At 42.9% G+C, this 18,051-nt stretch carries 16 protein-coding genes and 1 pseudogene; 10 read left to right on the top strand and 7 right to left on the bottom strand.

What is annotated here, in order from left to right; all coding sequences use genetic code 11:
• Positions 1 to 3: 3 nt before the first annotated feature.
• Positions 4 to 975, bottom strand: coding sequence for an arsenosugar biosynthesis arsenite methyltransferase ArsM (arsM, locus tag DYU05_RS13050; RefSeq protein ID WP_117383547.1), 972 nt, complete (start codon positions 973 to 975; stop codon positions 4 to 6).
• Positions 976 to 1,184: 209 nt separating this feature from the next.
• Between arsM and DYU05_RS13045 the strand changes: the two genes are divergently transcribed.
• The 5 genes and pseudogenes from DYU05_RS13045 to DYU05_RS13025 all read left to right on the top strand — a co-directional run bounded on the left by DYU05_RS13045 (position 1,185) and on the right by DYU05_RS13025 (position 6,568).
• Positions 1,185 to 1,886, top strand: a complete 702-nt coding sequence (locus DYU05_RS13045) for a sterol desaturase family protein (protein ID WP_117383546.1) — start codon at positions 1,185 to 1,187, stop codon at positions 1,884 to 1,886.
• A 264-nt stretch (positions 1,887 to 2,150) separates the two neighbouring features.
• Entirely contained in the window at positions 2,151 to 3,209 is a 1,059-nt protein-coding gene (locus tag DYU05_RS13040) for a sensor histidine kinase (RefSeq protein ID WP_117383545.1), read from the top strand.
• Between the two features lie 12 nt (positions 3,210 to 3,221).
• On the top strand, positions 3,222 to 3,662 hold the full coding sequence (locus tag DYU05_RS13035; RefSeq protein WP_117383544.1) for a response regulator: 441 nt from the start codon (positions 3,222 to 3,224) through the stop codon (positions 3,660 to 3,662).
• An 11-nt stretch (positions 3,663 to 3,673) separates the two neighbouring features.
• Positions 3,674 to 5,371, top strand: a complete 1,698-nt coding sequence (locus DYU05_RS13030) for an ATP-binding protein (RefSeq protein WP_117383543.1) — start codon at positions 3,674 to 3,676, stop codon at positions 5,369 to 5,371.
• Between the two features lie 99 nt (positions 5,372 to 5,470).
• Positions 5,471 to 6,568, top strand: a pseudogene (locus DYU05_RS13025) (ATP-binding protein).
• Between the two features lie 14 nt (positions 6,569 to 6,582).
• Here the strand turns inward: DYU05_RS13025 and DYU05_RS13020 are convergent.
• The 6 genes from DYU05_RS13020 to DYU05_RS12995 all read right to left on the bottom strand — a co-directional run bounded on the left by DYU05_RS13020 (position 6,583) and on the right by DYU05_RS12995 (position 14,119).
• Complete coding sequence (locus DYU05_RS13020; RefSeq protein ID WP_117383542.1) at positions 6,583 to 7,116, bottom strand: DUF892 family protein; 534 nt, start codon at positions 7,114 to 7,116, stop codon at positions 6,583 to 6,585.
• Between the two features lie 85 nt (positions 7,117 to 7,201).
• Positions 7,202 to 7,564 carry a response regulator gene (locus DYU05_RS13015; protein ID WP_117383541.1) on the bottom strand — a complete coding sequence of 121 codons (363 nt, stop codon included), beginning with the start codon at positions 7,562 to 7,564 and terminating at the stop codon, positions 7,202 to 7,204.
• Between the two features lie 316 nt (positions 7,565 to 7,880).
• On the bottom strand, positions 7,881 to 8,963 hold the full coding sequence (locus DYU05_RS13010; protein ID WP_117383540.1) for an efflux RND transporter periplasmic adaptor subunit: 1,083 nt from the start codon (positions 8,961 to 8,963) through the stop codon (positions 7,881 to 7,883).
• A 4-nt stretch (positions 8,964 to 8,967) separates the two neighbouring features.
• Positions 8,968 to 12,201: an efflux RND transporter permease subunit gene (locus DYU05_RS13005; protein ID WP_317127855.1), complete on the bottom strand. Its 3,234-nt coding sequence runs from the start codon at positions 12,199 to 12,201 to the stop codon at positions 8,968 to 8,970.
• Positions 12,202 to 12,213: 12 nt separating this feature from the next.
• The gene (locus DYU05_RS13000) at positions 12,214 to 13,605 is read right to left on the bottom strand and encodes a TolC family protein (protein ID WP_117383538.1); all 1,392 of its coding nucleotides are present in this window, start codon (positions 13,603 to 13,605) and stop codon (positions 12,214 to 12,216) included.
• Between the two features lie 118 nt (positions 13,606 to 13,723).
• Positions 13,724 to 14,119, bottom strand: a complete 396-nt coding sequence (locus DYU05_RS12995) for a hypothetical protein (protein ID WP_133300227.1) — start codon at positions 14,117 to 14,119, stop codon at positions 13,724 to 13,726.
• Between the two features lie 653 nt (positions 14,120 to 14,772).
• Here DYU05_RS12995 and DYU05_RS12985 point away from each other — a divergent pair.
• The 5 genes from DYU05_RS12985 (at position 14,773) to DYU05_RS12965 (ending at position 18,031) form a co-directional block, all read left to right on the top strand.
• Positions 14,773 to 15,198 carry a MarR family winged helix-turn-helix transcriptional regulator gene (locus tag DYU05_RS12985; RefSeq protein WP_117383535.1) on the top strand — a complete coding sequence of 142 codons (426 nt, stop codon included), beginning with the start codon at positions 14,773 to 14,775 and terminating at the stop codon, positions 15,196 to 15,198.
• Positions 15,199 to 15,357: 159 nt separating this feature from the next.
• Positions 15,358 to 15,795, top strand: a complete 438-nt coding sequence (locus tag DYU05_RS12980; RefSeq protein WP_133300226.1) for a helix-turn-helix domain-containing protein — start codon at positions 15,358 to 15,360, stop codon at positions 15,793 to 15,795.
• A 52-nt stretch (positions 15,796 to 15,847) separates the two neighbouring features.
• A complete protein-coding gene (locus DYU05_RS12975; protein WP_165852069.1) occupies positions 15,848 to 16,360 on the top strand; it encodes a YidH family protein in 513 nt (170 codons plus the stop codon).
• Positions 16,361 to 16,512: 152 nt separating this feature from the next.
• Positions 16,513 to 17,559 (top strand): c-type cytochrome, encoded by a 1,047-nt coding sequence (locus DYU05_RS12970; protein WP_229704640.1) that lies wholly within the window; start codon positions 16,513 to 16,515, stop codon positions 17,557 to 17,559.
• A 13-nt stretch (positions 17,560 to 17,572) separates the two neighbouring features.
• On the top strand, positions 17,573 to 18,031 hold the full coding sequence (locus DYU05_RS12965; RefSeq protein WP_117383531.1) for a DsrE family protein: 459 nt from the start codon (positions 17,573 to 17,575) through the stop codon (positions 18,029 to 18,031).
• Positions 18,032 to 18,051: the final 20 nt, after the last annotated feature.

Raw genomic sequence — 18,051 nt, 5'->3', positions numbered from 1 at the left:
TAATTAGCAGCAGCCACCACCGTCATAAAACCACGTGGAGTTTGATATAAAAATATCATCACGATTCAATGCTGCTAAGTTCCCGGCTGTTTTATCACAAACAGCTAAAGGCTGGTTAGGCATTAAAACATGGCCTTTTTCATCATCAAAATATTCCTTTTCACCATAATAGATAGCCGCTTTACCGGTAAATACACAAGGGCCATCGGCAGGCATAGAGTCTTTAATGGCACAGACTTCCACGCTCTCAATGTAAAGCAATTCCTCAGTAGGGTATTGTCCGGGAGCCAAAATGCGGTATGGCCTTTTAGCTCTTATTTCTATGGTTCCAAAGCCGATGTCAGTTATGCTTTTGATATAGTCATTTAATGTTAACGAACCGGTAAGGCATAAAGCCCTTAACCTGTCGTCGTTACGTAATGCTTCATTCATGGGCTGGTTGCACACCGGATCAGACATCACTAATCTACCACCTGGTTTTAATACCCGGTATATTTCGGTTAATGCTTGTTTGAGGTCACTCTCCTTAAAAATATTAAACAGGCAGTTTTGCCCGGCTACGTCTATAGAATTATCCGCTACAGGTAACGCCAAGGCAGAACCCTTACGCAGATCAATAAATTCTTTTTTAAACCACGGGTTCATGTGCTCAGCTTCAATCAGGTTGGCAGCGCAGCTTTGAAGCATTTCGTCCACAATATCTACCCCGATCACACCTTGCGCGTTTCTGTTGAAATAAGAAAACTGCAACAGTTCCATACCGCCTCCTACACCTACATACAGGATCTTTGGTTCGTTAGCCAGGTCATTAGCGCTAACTATGGAGCCGCATCCATAATTCATTTCCTGCATGATCTTAGGTATCTCCAAGCCAGGAAAGGAGTTCATAGGAGTTGTGGTACAGCAAAGGCCAACATCAGGTTTTAATGCGGCATTGCGATATAAGTTGACCGTTTCATCAAGATAATTATCCATGGTTCGTTTAATTATAAAAGATATACGTTGTTTATTAGAGGGCGGCTTTTTAAATTACAAAATACAGTCCTGTTTTTAAGCTAATAAAACCCTTTAATAGTATTTCATCGTAAATTTAAGAATTGAAGATATACCTTAAAAATGGATTTATGAAGTTTAAAATAATTCCATGAACCATTTGATTTTATGAGACAAAACATTTATTCTGCATGAATAATATTTTACAGCCAGTGGCAGTTGGCTTTGTGTTTTTGCTAACCTATCTTGTGGAATATCTCTTTCCGCAACGACAAGAGTTATTGAAAACTAATCATGATTTGAAAAACATCATGGTGGGTTTGGTTAACCTTCTGTTTTCATTTTTAAGCGGATATTATTTACAAAAGCTGATGGTATATGCTTCCGCAAACCATTTTGGGATGATTCCTTTCTCCAAATTACCTAACTTACTGTCCGTTGTTTTTCAAATACTTTGTATTGACCTTTTTGTGTACTGGTGGCACCGCGTCAATCATCGGATACCCATGCTTTGGAGATTTCACAAATTTCATCATGAAGATGAAAGTATGAATACGACAACTGCAGTCCGTTTTCATACGGTAGAGCTTTTTTTCTCTGTGATCGCGAAAGCGATATTTCTCACATTGATAGGTGCAACTGTGACGGGCTTGTTTGCCTACGGAATTTTGTTTTTTCCCGTTGTTTTGCTGGTACACTCCAATATCAAGGTCAATGAAAGGGTAGATTTTGTTTTGAGAAAATTAATCATTAGCCCCTTAATGCACCGGATACATCACTCGAATATTATTGTTGAGACGAATTCCAACTATGGTTCGATATTCCCTCTTTGGGATCGGATTTTTAAAAGCTATAGGAAAAAGCCACTTGGTGTTATTAAGTTTGGTTTGTAATATTGGGGGGCTGTAATGCATCTACCGTTTTCGGCATGTCTAAACTCTTAGTTAAAAAAGCTGATCACTTTAAATTAGTCTCTTTATAGAATTTCGCTGTATCCCTCATCAAGTTAGTGTACTAATATGCAATTATTGACATTGGTTGTGACGTTTAGAATGATAACCGGGATATTATGTTAGCTTTATAAGCTTATATATCAGGGGCTTTTCCACCGCTATTATCCTGTAAATAATCATTTTTAAAGATTGCAAGTTTAGGGTATGAAAAAAACCGCTTCAGATGAATTATCTATTGCCAACAGAGAAATAGCTTTTCAACATCAGGAAAAAGAAGACCGTGCAGCCGAACTAATTATTGCTAACAAAGAACTTCGCTTTCAAAATGAAGAGAAAGAGCTACGCGCAGCTGAATTGGTTGTTGCAAATAAAGAGCTTGCTTTTCAAAATGAAGAAAAAGAACGCCGTGCGGCAGAATTGATTATTGCCAATAAGGAGCTGGCTTTTCAAAATTCAGAAAAGGAAAAGCGGGCATATGAACTTATAACAGCGAATCGAGAGTTAAAAAAGGCGGAGGATGATATTCGTAAATTGAATGAAGAATTAGAGCAAAAGGTAATTGATCGTACCGCCGAGTTAGAAGCAGTTAACAAAGAGTTAGGTTCATTTTCATATTCGGTATCTCATGATTTACGAGCTCCGATTAGAGCCATTAACGGCTATACCAGGATACTTGCTGAAGACTATGCCGATAGGCTTGATGACGAGGGGAACAAAATTTTACTATCTATCATAAACAACTCCAAAAAAATGGGGGTGCTCATTGATGATCTGCTTGCTTTCTCTAAACTGGGAAGAAAACAGGTTACCGTTTCTGAAGTATCGATGAATGATCTTGTACAAACTGTAAGGGACGAGTTGATTTTTGATGAAGGGGAGAATGTTCCTGTCTTCATTATAAGTGATCTCCTGTCTGCTAAAGGAGATAAGTCCTTAATTAAGCAAGTGTGGGTTAACTTAATTTCGAATGCAGTTAAATATTCCAGGCATAAGCCAATAACTCGAATAGAAATCAGTGCTTACGAGAATGACAGTATGGTTGTTTATTCTGTGCGGGATTACGGTGCGGGGTTCGACATGCAGTACTATGATAAATTATTTGGCGTATTTCAGCGCTTACATTCGCAGGAAGAATTTGAAGGAACCGGAATTGGGCTGGCCATTGTGCAGAAGATCGTAAACAGGCACAGAGGTAAAGTTTGGGCGGAATCGGTTTTAAATGAAGGTACCTGCTTTTATTTTACTTTACCAAAATTAATTTAAAGAATAGTATATATGAATTATGATGATGTTGAAATTTTATTTGTGGAGGATAGCTCTGATGATGCTATATTAACGATAAGGGCACTTTCCAAAAGTGGTTTTTCCAATAAACTTCACCATGTTGTAGATGGTGCGGCGGCACTTGATTTTTTATATTGCCGGGGTATTTATGCGGGACGTAGTAACAAGCAATACCCAAAACTCGTTCTGCTTGACCTTAAAATGCCAAAAGTATCAGGTATCCAGGTACTGGAAACCGTTAAATCAGACCCGGATCTCAAATCAATTCCAGTGGTTATGCTCACTTCATCAAATGAAGGCCCGGATATAGAAAAATGCTTTGAACTCGGTGCTAATAGTTATATCGTTAAACCGGTAGATAGCGACAACTTTTTTAACGCAATTAAGGAAATCGGTTTATACTGGATGATCCTGAGCCAGCCGGCGCATTAGACAAGTAAAAAATGCCTGTAAATGTTGATAAAATACTCGCATCTGAAAAGATAGCCGCAATGATAACCGATCCTAAAATTCTGATTCTTGAAGATAATGATTCGGATGCTGATCTGCTTTGCCGTGAGTTGAAAAGGTCAGGTATCCGTTTTACCTCCAAAGTTGTTCAAAACCGTATAGATTATGAGCAGGCCCTTGAAAGCTTTAATCCCGATCTTATCCTTTCAGACTTCGCCCTTCCATCATTCGACGCGGTTACTGCCTTTGATATCAAACAAAGCGTTCGCCCGTTGCTCCCATTTATTGTAGTTTCCGGTATTATCGGAGAAGAAAATGCTGTTAGCCTTATAAATAGCGGCGTAACAGATTTTGTCTCAAAAAACAACCTCTTCGCGCTTCCTGCAAAAATACAGCGTGCATTGAAGGACACTGAAATAAGACTGGAAAAATTACTCGCTGATGAAAAATTAAAAACGCAGGCAACCGAGTTGGTGAGTGCCAATCGTGAACTCCTTTTTCAAAACGAAGAAAAAGAGAAGAGCGCACAGCGTTTAATCAGGTCGAATGAATTGCTCATTGAAGAGAAAGAAAAGGTCAGATCGGTCAATCAGGAGTTATCTCAATTAAATTTGGAACTGGAGAACCGGGTTGCCTCACGCACTAAAGCATTAGCAGAAAGCGAAAGTCGTTTCCGCAACATGATGGAAACTATTCCACAAATCGCTTGGACAATCACGACCAAAGGTAAAGTTGACTTTTATAATCAGCGGTGGTACGATTATACTGGATTGGACATTACGCAAAGCAGGGTAGATGGATTTGTAAAAGTAATTCATCCGGAGGACTTGGAATCGTGCTTAAATCAGTTTAACAATCTCCACAAAAACCTTGAAGGCGGTGAATTCCAAATACGTGGCAAACGCGCAGATGGCGTTTACAGATGGCATCTTATCCGTTTGATGCCTATAAAAAATAGAGAAGGTAAATTACTGCAATGGGTCGGTACTGCTACTGATATACAGGAATTGCGATTAATGCAGCAGCAAAAAGACGATTTTATAAACATTGCCAGTCACGAGCTAAAAACCCCCATTACCAGTCTCAGGGCCTCCCTGCAATTATTAGACAGGATGAAAAGTAATCCTTCTCCGGTCATGCTAGCTAAGCTGATCATGCAGGCTAATAAAAGTTTAGATAAAGTATACACGCTTATTAATGATCTATTAAATACAAGCAGCGTAAATGAAAGTCAACTTCAAATTAGCACCCAAAAATATAATTTGTTAACCGCAATAACTGAGTGTTGTGATACCCTGCTTAGAGATAGCGCCTTTAAATGTAAAGTTGAGGGTGATGCCATATTAGAGATATATGCAGACTTTTCCCGCATCGAGCAGGTTGTCACTAATTTTGTTACTAACGCTATTAAATATGCGCCTGAATCAAAAGAAATTATAGTTCGCGTTGAGCGGTTTGCCGAAATAGTGAAAGTTTCAGTCATTGATAAGGGCGATGGCATCCCAGCGGAAAACCTACCATCACTATTTGACCGTTATTACAGGGTTGATCACAGTGGGAACAGCTATACAGGTTTGGGGCTTGGACTTTACATATGTTCCGAAATCATTAAAAAACATAACGGGACAATTGGAGTAGACAGTGTAATCGGCATAGGGAGCGCCTTTTGGTTTACATTGCCGATTTTGTAATCGTTTTTATAATTGTGTCCTATACCAAGTTCCTGGTTCGCCTGGTAGGTTGTCAGAAAACAAGTATTTTTATACCAGGAAACCTATTAGATTACAACAATGAATAATATTGCCGAAAGTGAATTTTCGAAAGATAATAATCCTAATCCCTCCTTTCAGGCTTTAGATATAGCGCAGGTCGCCCTTGAATCCGCCAATGTCGGTACCTGGATCATTGATGTAGCCACGAGAAACTTTTTACCTTCAAAACGCACTAAAGAATTATTCGGGTTCTTACCTGAAGAGGAAATGTCCTTTGAAGATGCTATGTCGCAAGTGGCAGATAAACAAAGAGAAAGCGTTCTAAAAGCGTTTGAAAACGCCTTTAAAAACCAGCATAATCTTTACGTAGAATACCTCGTAAACGGTCGTCGCGATCATAAAAACAGATGGTTAAGCGTTACCGGCGGGTTCAGCACTCAGGACGTTAGTATTAGTTATTTTTCCGGAATTGTAATGGACATTACTGAACAAAAACAGAATGACCTCCGCAGAAGTAAATTTATAGGTATGGCAAGCCATGAGCTGAAAACACCGCTTACCGCCTTGAAGGCTTATGTTCAGATGTTGAATAACTGGGCTAAAAAGCAGAAAGATAACTTCACCATCGGGGCTTTATCCAAAGTAGACAAGCAGGTTAGGAAAATGCTCAACATGATCAATAGCCTGCTTAACCTGTCAGGTGCAGAGGCCGGAAAGATCCACCTGAATAAGATTGAATTTATATTGAACGAACTGATCAATGAAGTAGTTGAAGAGACTTTGTTCATCACGTCTACCCACAGCATTGCTATGGCTCCCTGTAATTTAATCCACATCAATGCCGACCGTGATAAAATAGAGCAAGTACTGGTAAACCTGTTAAGCAACGCCGCCAAATATTCTGATAAATCTGCCCCAATTGAAATAGCTTGTGTCGTACACGACGAAGCCGTTGAGGTAAATGTGACAGATCATGGTCTTGGTATAGCACAGGAAGACATTGATTAGCTTTTTTTGCCCCATTACCGCGTAGAAAGTAAAGAGACAGAAAAGATCGCTGGCTTTGGTATCGGTCTTTACTTATGCTCCGAGATCATTCAAAAGCACGGCGGGAAGATTTGGGTGGAAAGCGAGATCGGAAAAGGAAGTACTTTTAAATTCACACTTCCTTTATAAACAACAGGTTCAAATTATTCTTTGGAGATAATATATTTAGCGGTAATCAGCAGCAACAAGGTACGGTCTGCTTTAGCTTCATCATAATTTTCTTTGATCAATTGCTTGATCTGTTTGTTTTTCAACTTAACGGCGGCCATTTGTAAAACCTGGAAAGATGCCATTTCCATGCTTTCAATGTTTTGCATATAAAACGCGATGGATAAATCCCGAAGTTCGGGCTCGGAACTGTGTAGTTTAATATCAGCAAAAGCATCATCTACAAGTCCGGCTAATCCGCTACAGTTGCCTTGTGTTATTTCAGCATCCAGCATATTGTAAACAATTTCCATTCTCGCTATTTGCTTTTCAACGTCCTCTATGGTTTCCAGTATTGCATGGCGGAGATCGGAAAAGTGTGCTTCGTTCGATATTTGCGGTAGGTGGCTTACCAGGTGTGTTTTAGCCGCGTAGATCTTATCCAGATTATTAACGAAAAACTTTTTTATTTTTTTCGGGCCAAAACTAATTTTATTATCGAGGTTCGGATTTTTGGGATTTTCTTCCATCGGATCAGCTTAAACGTCAAATATAAATAATCCCGCCAAATGTTAATAAAGCGAAATCAGTTACTCTTTCAACTATATAGGAACTTCAAACAAGAAACTTTTTAACGTGAGAAAGCATTTGAAAAATGTCGAAAGGTTTATTGATGTAAAAATCCGCGCCGCATTCATTAGCCAGCATCTCCAGATCTGTTTCCGCTGATACCAAAATGACCGGCATTTTTTTTTCTCTATACTTCTGTTTAATTTCCGCGCATATTTCGTTACCTCTCTTTGCGGAACCTTCAATGCGAACATCCAGTAAGATGATGTCAGGGTGAATGATATGGATATGCTGTGCGGCTTCCCCCGTATTTGACAATACGACATCATAACCTTCTTCCCGGAAAACGATATTCAGGATTTCCAGAATATCCTCGTCATCATCAATTACGAGTATTCTTTTAGACATAGCACTTTTCAAACAACATAACAAAACTTGTTCCGATTCTGATTTAATTACTATCGCCTGACGATACGTTTAAAAACTTAAAATCTGTAAAATAACAGTTGGTTGGTAAATAACCACTTCTTCAGGCGCTCTACGCAACTTACTAAATTGCAGATATTTTGGAATATAGCCCACAATCATGTTTATAATATTGCATGATTATATGGGGATGAGTTGTGGAGTTAGCGAATTTGATTATTAGGGGCACTATCACATTATCCGTGTTTAAAATTAAAAACCAACATGGCCGCGCTAATCGGTCATGTTGGTTAGATAGTTAATTGATAACCGTACCGTCTTTAATATCGTCGCCGGCTTTGGTAACAATACGGTCAGACGGCACCAAAGCGCCGAAAACTTCCGTAGAGTCTTTGCCTGCAAGTCCTTCTTTGATATCGACCAGTTTCGCCTTACCGTCTCTCACCGTAATCACATATTCCCGCTCGGTAGATCGCACAATTGCGGTATTTGGCACGAGTAATGACTTGGCACCGGAAAGCATCGGGATATTAACCTCCGCGTACATACCCGGTTTCAGTTGTCCGTTCTTATTAAGAACATCGATCTCTATTGCCTCAGAACGCATATTGCCCAGGGCATTAGCCGAACGGCTGATCTTCGCGGTATGTTTCTTGCCTGGCATCGCATTGAATGTAAAGGTAACGGCTTGTTTGAGGTCGACCTTATCAACATAATCTTCTGGGATGGCTACTTCCAAGCGCAGTTTTCGGGTATCCTGCAAAACCAGCATTGGCTGGTCTGTGCCTTTGCCCGGCGCCACCAACGCACCCGGCGATACATTCCGCTGTACGATAGTGCCGTCAAACGGCGCATAGATCTTAAGATAACCTTGCATAGTTTTAACGGATTCCATATTGGACCGTTCAGCATTAGCAATGGCCATGTCCGATTTCATCCTGGATACGGCATTGTCCAGGTCCAGCGGGGATACCGAACCCGGTTCAGCAGCGGCTTGTTTCAAGCGGTTATACTTTTCCTTGCTGGCATTAGCCGTTTCCTGCGCCTGTAAATAGCGCGAATTAGACGCCTGTAGCTGCGACTCCATTTCAGGTGCTTCCAGGGTTATTAACAATTGTCCTTTCGTGACTTGCGAACCCCGGTCAACGAAGATCTGCTTTACAAAACCGTTTGCTTTGGGAAACAGGTTAACCTCGTTATATGGATTTAGTTGTCCGGGTAACCTTGCGTAGCTGGATAAAGCTTTTTCGGTGATCGTACCGGTCTCATATTTCTTGTTACCGCTTGCTTTCGCTCCGGTCAGGTCTACCGGCTTTTCATTACCGGAGCAGGCTGCTAAAAAACAGGCTGCAGCGCCTAAGATGATTATTTTCGTTTTCATGTATTTATATCGTTGAAGTTTGAATAGCAGTGGTCTCTTCCGGCATTAATGACGGTGATTCATAAGTGGTCTTGTCCTGTACCCAGGCAAATACCAATGGTAGAATGAACAGGGCGGCAAGCGTCGAAGCAAATAAGCCGCCGATCACGGCCCGGCCCAGCGGCGCGGTTTGTTCACCTGCCTCGCCCATACCTGATGCCATCGGCACCATGCCTGCCATCATGGCAAAACTGGTCATAAGAATAGGCCGCAAACGGATAGCTGCGCTCGTAATAGATGCGCGGGTAGCATCTCTAAATTCCAGGCGCAGTTTTTCACCATTCGTTACGATCAGGATCGCGTTTGCCACGGACACTCCCGTAGACATGATCATCCCCATGTAGGATTGCAGGTTAAGCGTAGAACCGGTGAGCAATAAAGCGGTCAGTGAACCTAATATTACCGCCGGAACAGTAGAGAGGACGGTTAAAGAAAGCTTGAATGACTGGTAATTAGCTGCCAACAGCAGGAAGATCACCAGTACCGCGAAGGCTAAACCGCTTTGCAAACTACCCATGGTTTCGGTCAGCAAGCTCGACATGCCTTTCAATTCGGCGACCAAGCCTTTTGGCGGTGCGCCCAGTGAGGTCATCGCCTTTTGTACATCGGCAGTAGCGGTGCCCAGATCTTGTTTATAGATATTGGCACTTACCGTTAAAAAGCGGCGCGGACCCGAGCGGTCATATTCACCCGGCGAATAGATCACCTTGAAATTGGCCACATCTGCAAGTGTCGGGGTGCTTTGCCCCTTTAACAGCGGGATCTCTTTTAGCTCATCCATCGTATTCATCACGTACTCGGGTATCTGTACCTGCACCTGGTAGGTATAGGCGGCCTTTTCATCCAGCCATTGGTTCTTTTCTGTAAAGCGGCTGGAGGAGGTACTGGCAGTAACGGAGCGCGCAATATCAGTCACGTTCAATCCAAATTGCGACACCTTTTGGCGGTCGAGCGTAATGGCTACAACAGGTATGCGCAGGGGCTGAACTATCTGCACATCCCGCAGGTAACTGATCTGCTTTAATTTGGCCACGGCTTTATTGGCATAGGCCTCAATCTGCGTCATGTCTTTGCCGGCTACGCGGATCTCGATAGGTGTAGCTGCGCCCTGGCTCATGATCTTTTCCGTCATATCGATGGGCTCGAAGGTGATGCGCAGATCGGGTAACTGATGGGAGATGTTTTTCCGCAACGCGTCCTTCAGCTCATCCATATTCACCTTGTAATGTTCATCCAGGTTCACCTGCAATACCGCCTCATGCGTACCGGTATTAAAAATGTATAGGTTACTGGTACCGTAGCTGCTGGGTACGATACCCACATAACCCGAACTGATAGCGATATGATGGTCTACCGTTTTATCGATAATGTTCAGGACCTCTTTAAATTTATCTTCCGTGCGTTCCAAACGGGTACCGTCGGGCGCTTTGATACGGATCAGGAATTGCCCGTTATTCAGCTTCGGCATCATGTCTTTCCCGATGACCACAAACCCGACACCGGCCAGCACGATAACGGCCACGATATAGATAGGTACGATCAGTTTTTTATTCGGCATCCACCGTGTAATGATTCCCATGAACCGCATTTTGACTTTTTCGAAAAAGTCGTTGTCTTCAGGATGATCCTGTTCTTCTTTCAGGTGATTGTTAACCTGTGCTTCTTCTTTTTTATTTAAAGATTCGCCTGCATGAGCGTGGAGTTTGCCATGCACATAGTGCTGGTACTGCTCAGCTTTGATCAGCCAATTGCTTAATATCGGTACCAGGGTTTGTGCCAAAACATAAGAAACGATCATCGTCAAACCGATGGACATTGATAAGGGCAGGAACATAGCCTTAGGTACGCCATTCATCAGGAAGGATGGAGCAAATACAGCCAGGATGCAAAGTAGAATGAGGAGTAGTGGAAACGCTATCTCTTCACAGGCATCATAGATAGCCAGTTTTTTTGATTTTCCCATTTCCAAATGCTGGTGAATGTTCTCAATCGTTACCGTCGCCTGGTCGACGAGGATACCGATGGCCAGTGCCAGCCCGCTCAAGGTCATTATATTGATGGTTTGACCGAACATTCCCAACAGGAACACGCCTAATAAAATCGACACCGGGATCGTGATCACTACGATCAGGCTGCTGCGCCAGTCGCGCAGAAACAGTAATACCATCAAACCTGTAAGTAAGGCACCTAAACCGCCTTCAGTTATTAAACTTTTTACGGCATTGATTACGAAGATAGACTGGTCAAATTCGTAGGAGATCTTCACATCATCCGGCAGCAAGCTTTGCATTTCCGGAATCTTGCTTTTAAGGCTTTGAACTACCGACCATGTAGAGGCATCGGCGGTTTTAACCACCGGGATATAAACCGAGCGTTTCCCGTTGATCAATGCATAATCTACCGTAATGTCAGCTGCATCCGCTACGCGAGCGACGTCTTTTACTAAAACCGAGACCCCGTTTTTGGTTTTTATAGGAATATCACCAAACTCTTCTGACTTTTTCACCAGGGAGTTGATTGTCGTTGTAAACATAGTATTATTAATACGGAGGTTACCCGAAGGCGACATAGCGTTGAATTTAGCCAGTGCCTCTACCACCTGGTCAGGGGTCAGGTCATAACTGCGCATTTTATTAGGATCTACGCTAACAGTGATTGACCGCGAGTTGGCACCAAATGGCGGCGGCGCGGACAGGCCGGGCACCGAGGCGAACATCGGACGGATACGGGTAGCGGCCATATCGTAAATCTCCTTTAAGCTACGGCCGGGAGCGGATAAGACCAGCTGGCCGACCGGCAGGGATGATGCATCATATCGTACCACCTGGGGCGGCAAAGCACCCGGTGGAAAGAACTTCATGGCACGGTTTACCTGTAAGGCAACCTGCGCCTGGGCTTCGGCCATGTTTACGTTTTCGTAAAAGCTCAGTTTCAGCATCGTTAAACCCTGAATATTCTTACTGGTAATGGTTTTAACACCATTAACATACAGGAACTGATCCTGCAGACGAGTGGAGAAAAAGCCCTCCATCTGCTGGGGCGACATGCCCCCATAGGATTCAATAACATAGATAGTAGGCAGGTTTAACTGCGGAAAAATATCTATCGGTATTTTTATTGCACTAAGCACTGCAAATATTAAAAGGCTCATGGTGATCACCACCACGGTGATCGGCCTTTTGAGTGCAGATGTGACCATTGACATAGTTAATTAATTTAAAAGGTTTAAAACTGAATTGACTTGGTTGCCTGTCACGGCTTTCTGGAACAAAGCATTAGTGTAAGCAGATTTGGCTTGTACATAATCAGTTTCCGCCCGGTATAAAATATTTAAAGCGGCATTCAGTTCAATAATATCCGTCAAGCCACTCTTATATAAGGATAGCTTTTGTCTGTAACCGGCATTGGCGGCCTTCAACTGGTTCGGGATTTCCTGTAAACGTTGCTTAGCGGTATTCAGTTCCACATCTGCCTGGTTTACATTTAGCGCCAACGTACTCCTTTGTTCATCCAGTTGTTTTCGCGCATACTCTGTCGCTGCCTTTTGGGTGCGGAGTTTGAGCTGTTTGCGCCGGATGTCAAACAGGTTATAGGAAATACCCACCCCGACCAGGTAATTGTTTCGGTTGAACCCCCAGCCGGTAGACAGGCTGTTGAAATTATCATTGGCATCTATACTGGAGCCACGGCCCCAAACGGCTGCTTCCAGCAAGATCTTCGGATTGTACTGTTTCCTTACAAGGTCTTCGCGGTCAAGGCTGCCCTGATAGATCGACTTATAGTAGTTGATCAAAGGGTTGTTGGCCGTGTCTGCGCTCAGCATTCCAGGTGCTACTGCCTGGCCGATCATATGGCTTTCAGCGGCAGTGTCCGGGATGATGCTTTGATAGGGCATTCCGCTGATGGCTGATAGCTGTAATTGAACTCTTTTTAGCTGGTTGTCCAGTTCGATATAATTCAGTCGTGCTTTGGAAAGCTCGGCTTCGGCGATACTCGTATCAACACCCGGACGAATCCCGCTTTTGGCAAGTGATTGAATGGAGCGCCTGATCTGCTCATTGCGCTGGATATTCCTGTTTTGAATAGCAAGGAGATCTTGCAGGCGCATTAATTGCAGGTAGCTGCCGATGGTATAAGCCTGCAACTGGTATTTAGATTGTGCGAACTTGTTCTGTTCAACATTTATATCTGATTTAGCAACTTTGTTTTGGGCGCCGTAGGCTCCAAAATTATACACCTCCCAGTCGAGGGCTGCAATGCCCAGATTGGTCAATACCGCGCTGGTGTTGCTTTCAGTCCTCACGCCGCGTGAATTAGAGGGGATGATACCAAAGCCAAAGTAAGGCCCGGCATCATTATTATTGCTGCCTATATCCGCCTGGTAATTCAGTTTAAGATTGGGGAGCCAGTTGCTGCGGATTTCTGTAGCCTGGGCTTGCCTGATCGTAATGGCAGCAGAGTCCGTGAGGAGCGAGGGTGCTTTTTCGTTTACCCGGTTTAACAGGTCTTTTAATTTGACCGGCGGATTTGTTTGCTGAGCGTAAGTATGCCCTGCAATAAAAAGGCAAATGACGACAATTAGCTGTCTTTTTGAACTTTGCATATTAATTTTTCGGAAATGAAATAAATGGTGAGTGCCGATTATACCGGCAATACCTTAAACAAAAGCATGTAAATTGCGTAACAGGCCTGGTACGGCACTATTGCAGAAGTGGTATCGATCAGATCCTGATCATGCAAAGAGATAAATACGAATGAATTGGTGGATAAATATTGCCGGACAATTCAGCAGCCAACTTAGGCTTGAGCTTCCAGACCAGCGGGATAAACGCCAGGATAGTAAAAAAGCTTAAAAAGGATTTGATGGAATCCGATACCGCTTTACGCTCTTCGAAGATCGATTTATCAGGCCGCTGAATAAAACTCAGCTGGTTGCCGGCAGCCGAACGATATTCCAGCTTTCTTTTAAAAATAGAATTATGGGAAAGTGCCGCATGGTGCGTACCTTGGGTCAGGCAGGGAATAAAAAAAATGTGGGTAGATGCTGTGAAAAAATACATCGACACAAGCGCGAGCACTAAGATATTCCTGGGAAATGTGGCCTGCTTTTTTTTCACCTTTAAATATTGGTATGCAAATATCTCAAAACAATAAAGGTTTTTTTGCAAAATTATTGTTGCAATTGAATTTTATTTGTTGGTATTCTTACAGTGGAGGACTTTGCACGCTTGAAGCCCATTACCTGAAAAGTAATGCAAAGTTATAGAACACTTCAAGACTGGCCTTGCGATTTGAATTAAATAAACCAAATTACTTATATTTGTTTATGAGGGTACCAGATCGTAAAAAAATGAGTGTGCTGTTGCTGACTACGGCGTACTTATTTATCGTGCTTACCCATATTCTTTTGCTACCTAACCATCACTTGGTTTCAAATAAGTCGCAAGTACGCTACAATTCTATCTTCAAAAGGAAACCGGATAATTTCAGCGCTCAGGCATCCAGTATGATGCACCGTACGGACAAGTCTGTTTTAAATAAAGATCAAAATATGCAGAGCCTATTTGTTCAACTGGCCGGAGTGTTTTTGATCTTGTTTTTAATTCCCCGGACAGGAAGGCAACTAAGGCCACCTACCCCGATACCACATTACCTTTCGGCCACTTTCCCTTTCCGGCTCGCCCTTCGTATTTGATTCTTTTAGTAATAAGCGTTTAACAAACTGTCCATTCCGGTCAAGTTTCAATCTGTTTGTCTAAAAGAATTTATTATGCAAATTTTATTATCGAAAAGCCTGCGTCGTTTAAGCAGGCTATACAGCCGTGCCATCGTTAAAGTCCTGCCTGATCTTCGCCTCGAACATTACGCAGAGATCATCCTTTTATTGGCCTCCACGCAGCATACTCCAACCCACAAGGAGCTTGCTGAATTATTTCAGGTAGATAAGTCGCGTATTGCGGTGCTCATTGAAGGGATGACCAAAAACGGCTTTGTTTATACGGAACAAAATGTAGCGGACCGGAGGGCTCATTTTATCTATCTGACCAACAGGGGTAAAGAAAGTGTACCCAAGATACAGGAAGCTATAGAGCAAGTAAATCATATGATCAACAAGCAAGTCGACAAAACGCATTTGGATCATTTTTATGAAACACTTTTTAAGATGCAGTCAAACTTAGTTGACATCGCACTTTAGCTGTAAGCGACAGGAGCGTTAGAAGTAATCACTTCTGTCGAAGTCCCTGAGCACGTATACAGTAGGCAGCTTTACTGACGCATTATGCCGGGTGATTATTATCGGATGCTGTGGTTTATTTTCATAAATGATCGCTCGTATACTATAAAAAATTAATTTATGATTGCTAAAGATCTCAGAAGATTAAGCAAGCTATATGTAAAAGTGCTTGCTTTACACCTTCCGCCACCGCACACAGAATATATGGCTGAGGCAATGTTATTTATTTCCGGCAGCGCGGGGTGCATGAAACAAAGGCAACTTGTAGATTTTATGGAAGTTGACCGGAGAAGTCTGATGCCAATGCTAAAAGAGCTGCTGGACATAGGTTACCTGCTTGCTACGGAAGATCCCGAATGCAGGAACGAGTATCTTTTTTCGCTGGCCGAAAATGGTAAAAAAGTCATGCCTCAGATTCATGAGGCGGTTAGCGCCGCTGAAAAGATCATAGAAGAAAAACTTGGGGAATCCAGATTAAGTTTGTTTAAAAAGGAGATGGTTCAGATAGAGGTAAGCCTCAAAAGCAAACTGCTTGGTTATGAATTTAAAAAGCCATAAAAAGCTTCTAACCTGCGTTGAGTTAGATTTCGGTAATCCGTAAGATATATACATGGTAGCCCATCAAATTAATTGTTGCAATTCGAGGTTATTGAACAAAGTGCTTGTATCGCACCAGTCTCCTGACGGAACAAATTTTAATAATGAAGGTTGTATAACTTTAAGTGTGGATATGACTACTCAAAATAACATTGATAAGCCAGTTGCCAACCCCGGTGACCATCTGGCTAATGAACGGACTTTTTTAGCCTGGATCAGGACAAGCATTGCTTTAATGGGTTTCGGCTTTGTGGTGGTTAAATTCAGCCTGTTCATCCGGCAGCTCGCTTTGATTTTACCCGGTAAAGTGGTTTTACCAACCAAAGGGTATTCCTCTGAGATCGGTATCTTGTTGGTCGCCATTGGTGCCGCTATGGCATTACTGTCATTTTTCCGCTACCGTTCAACTGAAAAGCAATTGCTGGATCACGCTTATAAACCATCTTTTTTATTATCCGTTTTCCTGACAGCCTCCATTTTGGTTATTAGTGCTTTATTGATTTATTATCTTTTACCAAGTATTTAATATCGTCAATCATAACTTTTGGTTATTGAACATCACGTTTTGCGATATCACAAGCAGCTATTTTGACTGTACCTTTGATATATCAATCAAAGAGGACAGCAACAATGGAAGACCCGGATTTAGAAAAAGAGCTCGTTAAAACGATAATTAAAATGTCACGTTATACAATCTACATCAGTTGTATCGCGGTCGCCTGTATGGTTATTGTCATCGTTTCCCTGTCAAACATGGGGTCAAACAGCCCGGCGGTAATAGAAGCAACAGCGCCCGTTAGTACTACTATCCCGTCCACTGAATCCTCCGCCGGTACTACGCCGCGGTCTATTTCGGCTGATGCCTGGAAAGCTCCTGACGAAAGTACCATTCCGGCAGGCAAAGCAGGTGATGCCATTCGGTACGGCCGGGAGCTGATCGCGCATACCGCCCAATACTTCGGGCCTAAAGGAAGTGTAGCCATGATCACCAACGGGATGAATTGCCAGAATTGCCACCTGGCAGGCGGTACGAAACTTTTCGGTAACGATTATGCCGGGTTCATCAGCAGCTACCCCAAGATGAGCGGCCGAAGCGGCAAGGTTGAACCAGCTTCGGAACGCATTGCAGAATGCTTTGAACGCAGTTTAGCGGGCAAGGTGCCCGATACCGCAGGTAAAGAAGTACAATCCATATTGGCCTATATGAAATGGATCGGCAAGAGTGTAAAGAAAGGCCAGAAGCTATTTGGCAGTGCAACTGAAAAAATTGCTTTCATGGATCATGCGGCCGACCCTGCAAAAGGTAAAGAGGTATTTGTAATGAAATGCCAGAGCTGCCACGGCTCCAATGGTGAAGGCCTTTTGAACGCAGATAAAAAGACCTATGCCAACCCGCCACTATGGGGGAAGCATAGTTATAATGATGGTGCCGGGATGTACCGCTTAACCAACCTTGCCGGATTTGTCAAAAACAACATGCCTTTCGGAGCAACCTATCAAAGCCCGCAACTAACAGATGAAGAAGCCTGGAACGTATCTGCCTTTATCAATACACAACCCCGGCCGCATAAAGACCAGCACAGGGATTGGACCGACCTGAAGAAAAAACCTCTCGATTTTCCGTTTGGCCCTTATGCCGATGGCTTCAGCGAAAAGCAGCACAAACTCGGTCCTTTTAAACCCATCAAAGACGCACAAAAAGAATTAACCAGTAAAAAATCATAAACAAATAGAAAACATGAAAAAGTACGCTTTCCTACTCGCAGCATTCGCGCTGATCGCTTTTGTAAAACCTGCCACAGCGCAACAAACAGATCCAGCCACCTTTACCGGTGCCGAAGCTAAACTTAAACATTATAATGCTTTATACATCCTTAACTCTAATGATGAGAAAAGGATCAAAGGGACGCTGCGTAATATCGACAACGCGATTGAAGATCCACGGCTGAAAGGTAAACTGCATGTCGAACTGGTCGCTTTTGGTGATGGCGTAGCCGTATTTATGAAAAACGGTGCTTACGAACAGGCTTTGAAAGATCTGCAGGCCAAAGGGGTAATCTTAGCACAGTGCAACAACACGATCAGGGAACGTAAAATAGACAAGGCCGATCTTTTCCCTTTTATTTCCTATGTGCCCAGCGGCAATGGCGAGATCATTATCCGTCAATACGAAGGATGGGCGACCGTACACCCGTAATCCATATCACCAATTCAGTT

The sequence above is a fragment of the Mucilaginibacter terrenus genome (assembly GCF_003432065.1).
Classification (GTDB): Bacteria; Bacteroidota; Bacteroidia; order Sphingobacteriales; family Sphingobacteriaceae; genus Mucilaginibacter; species Mucilaginibacter terrenus.
The sequence above is the reverse complement of the archived record's forward strand: the minus strand, read 5'-3'. Positions and strand labels throughout refer to the sequence as shown.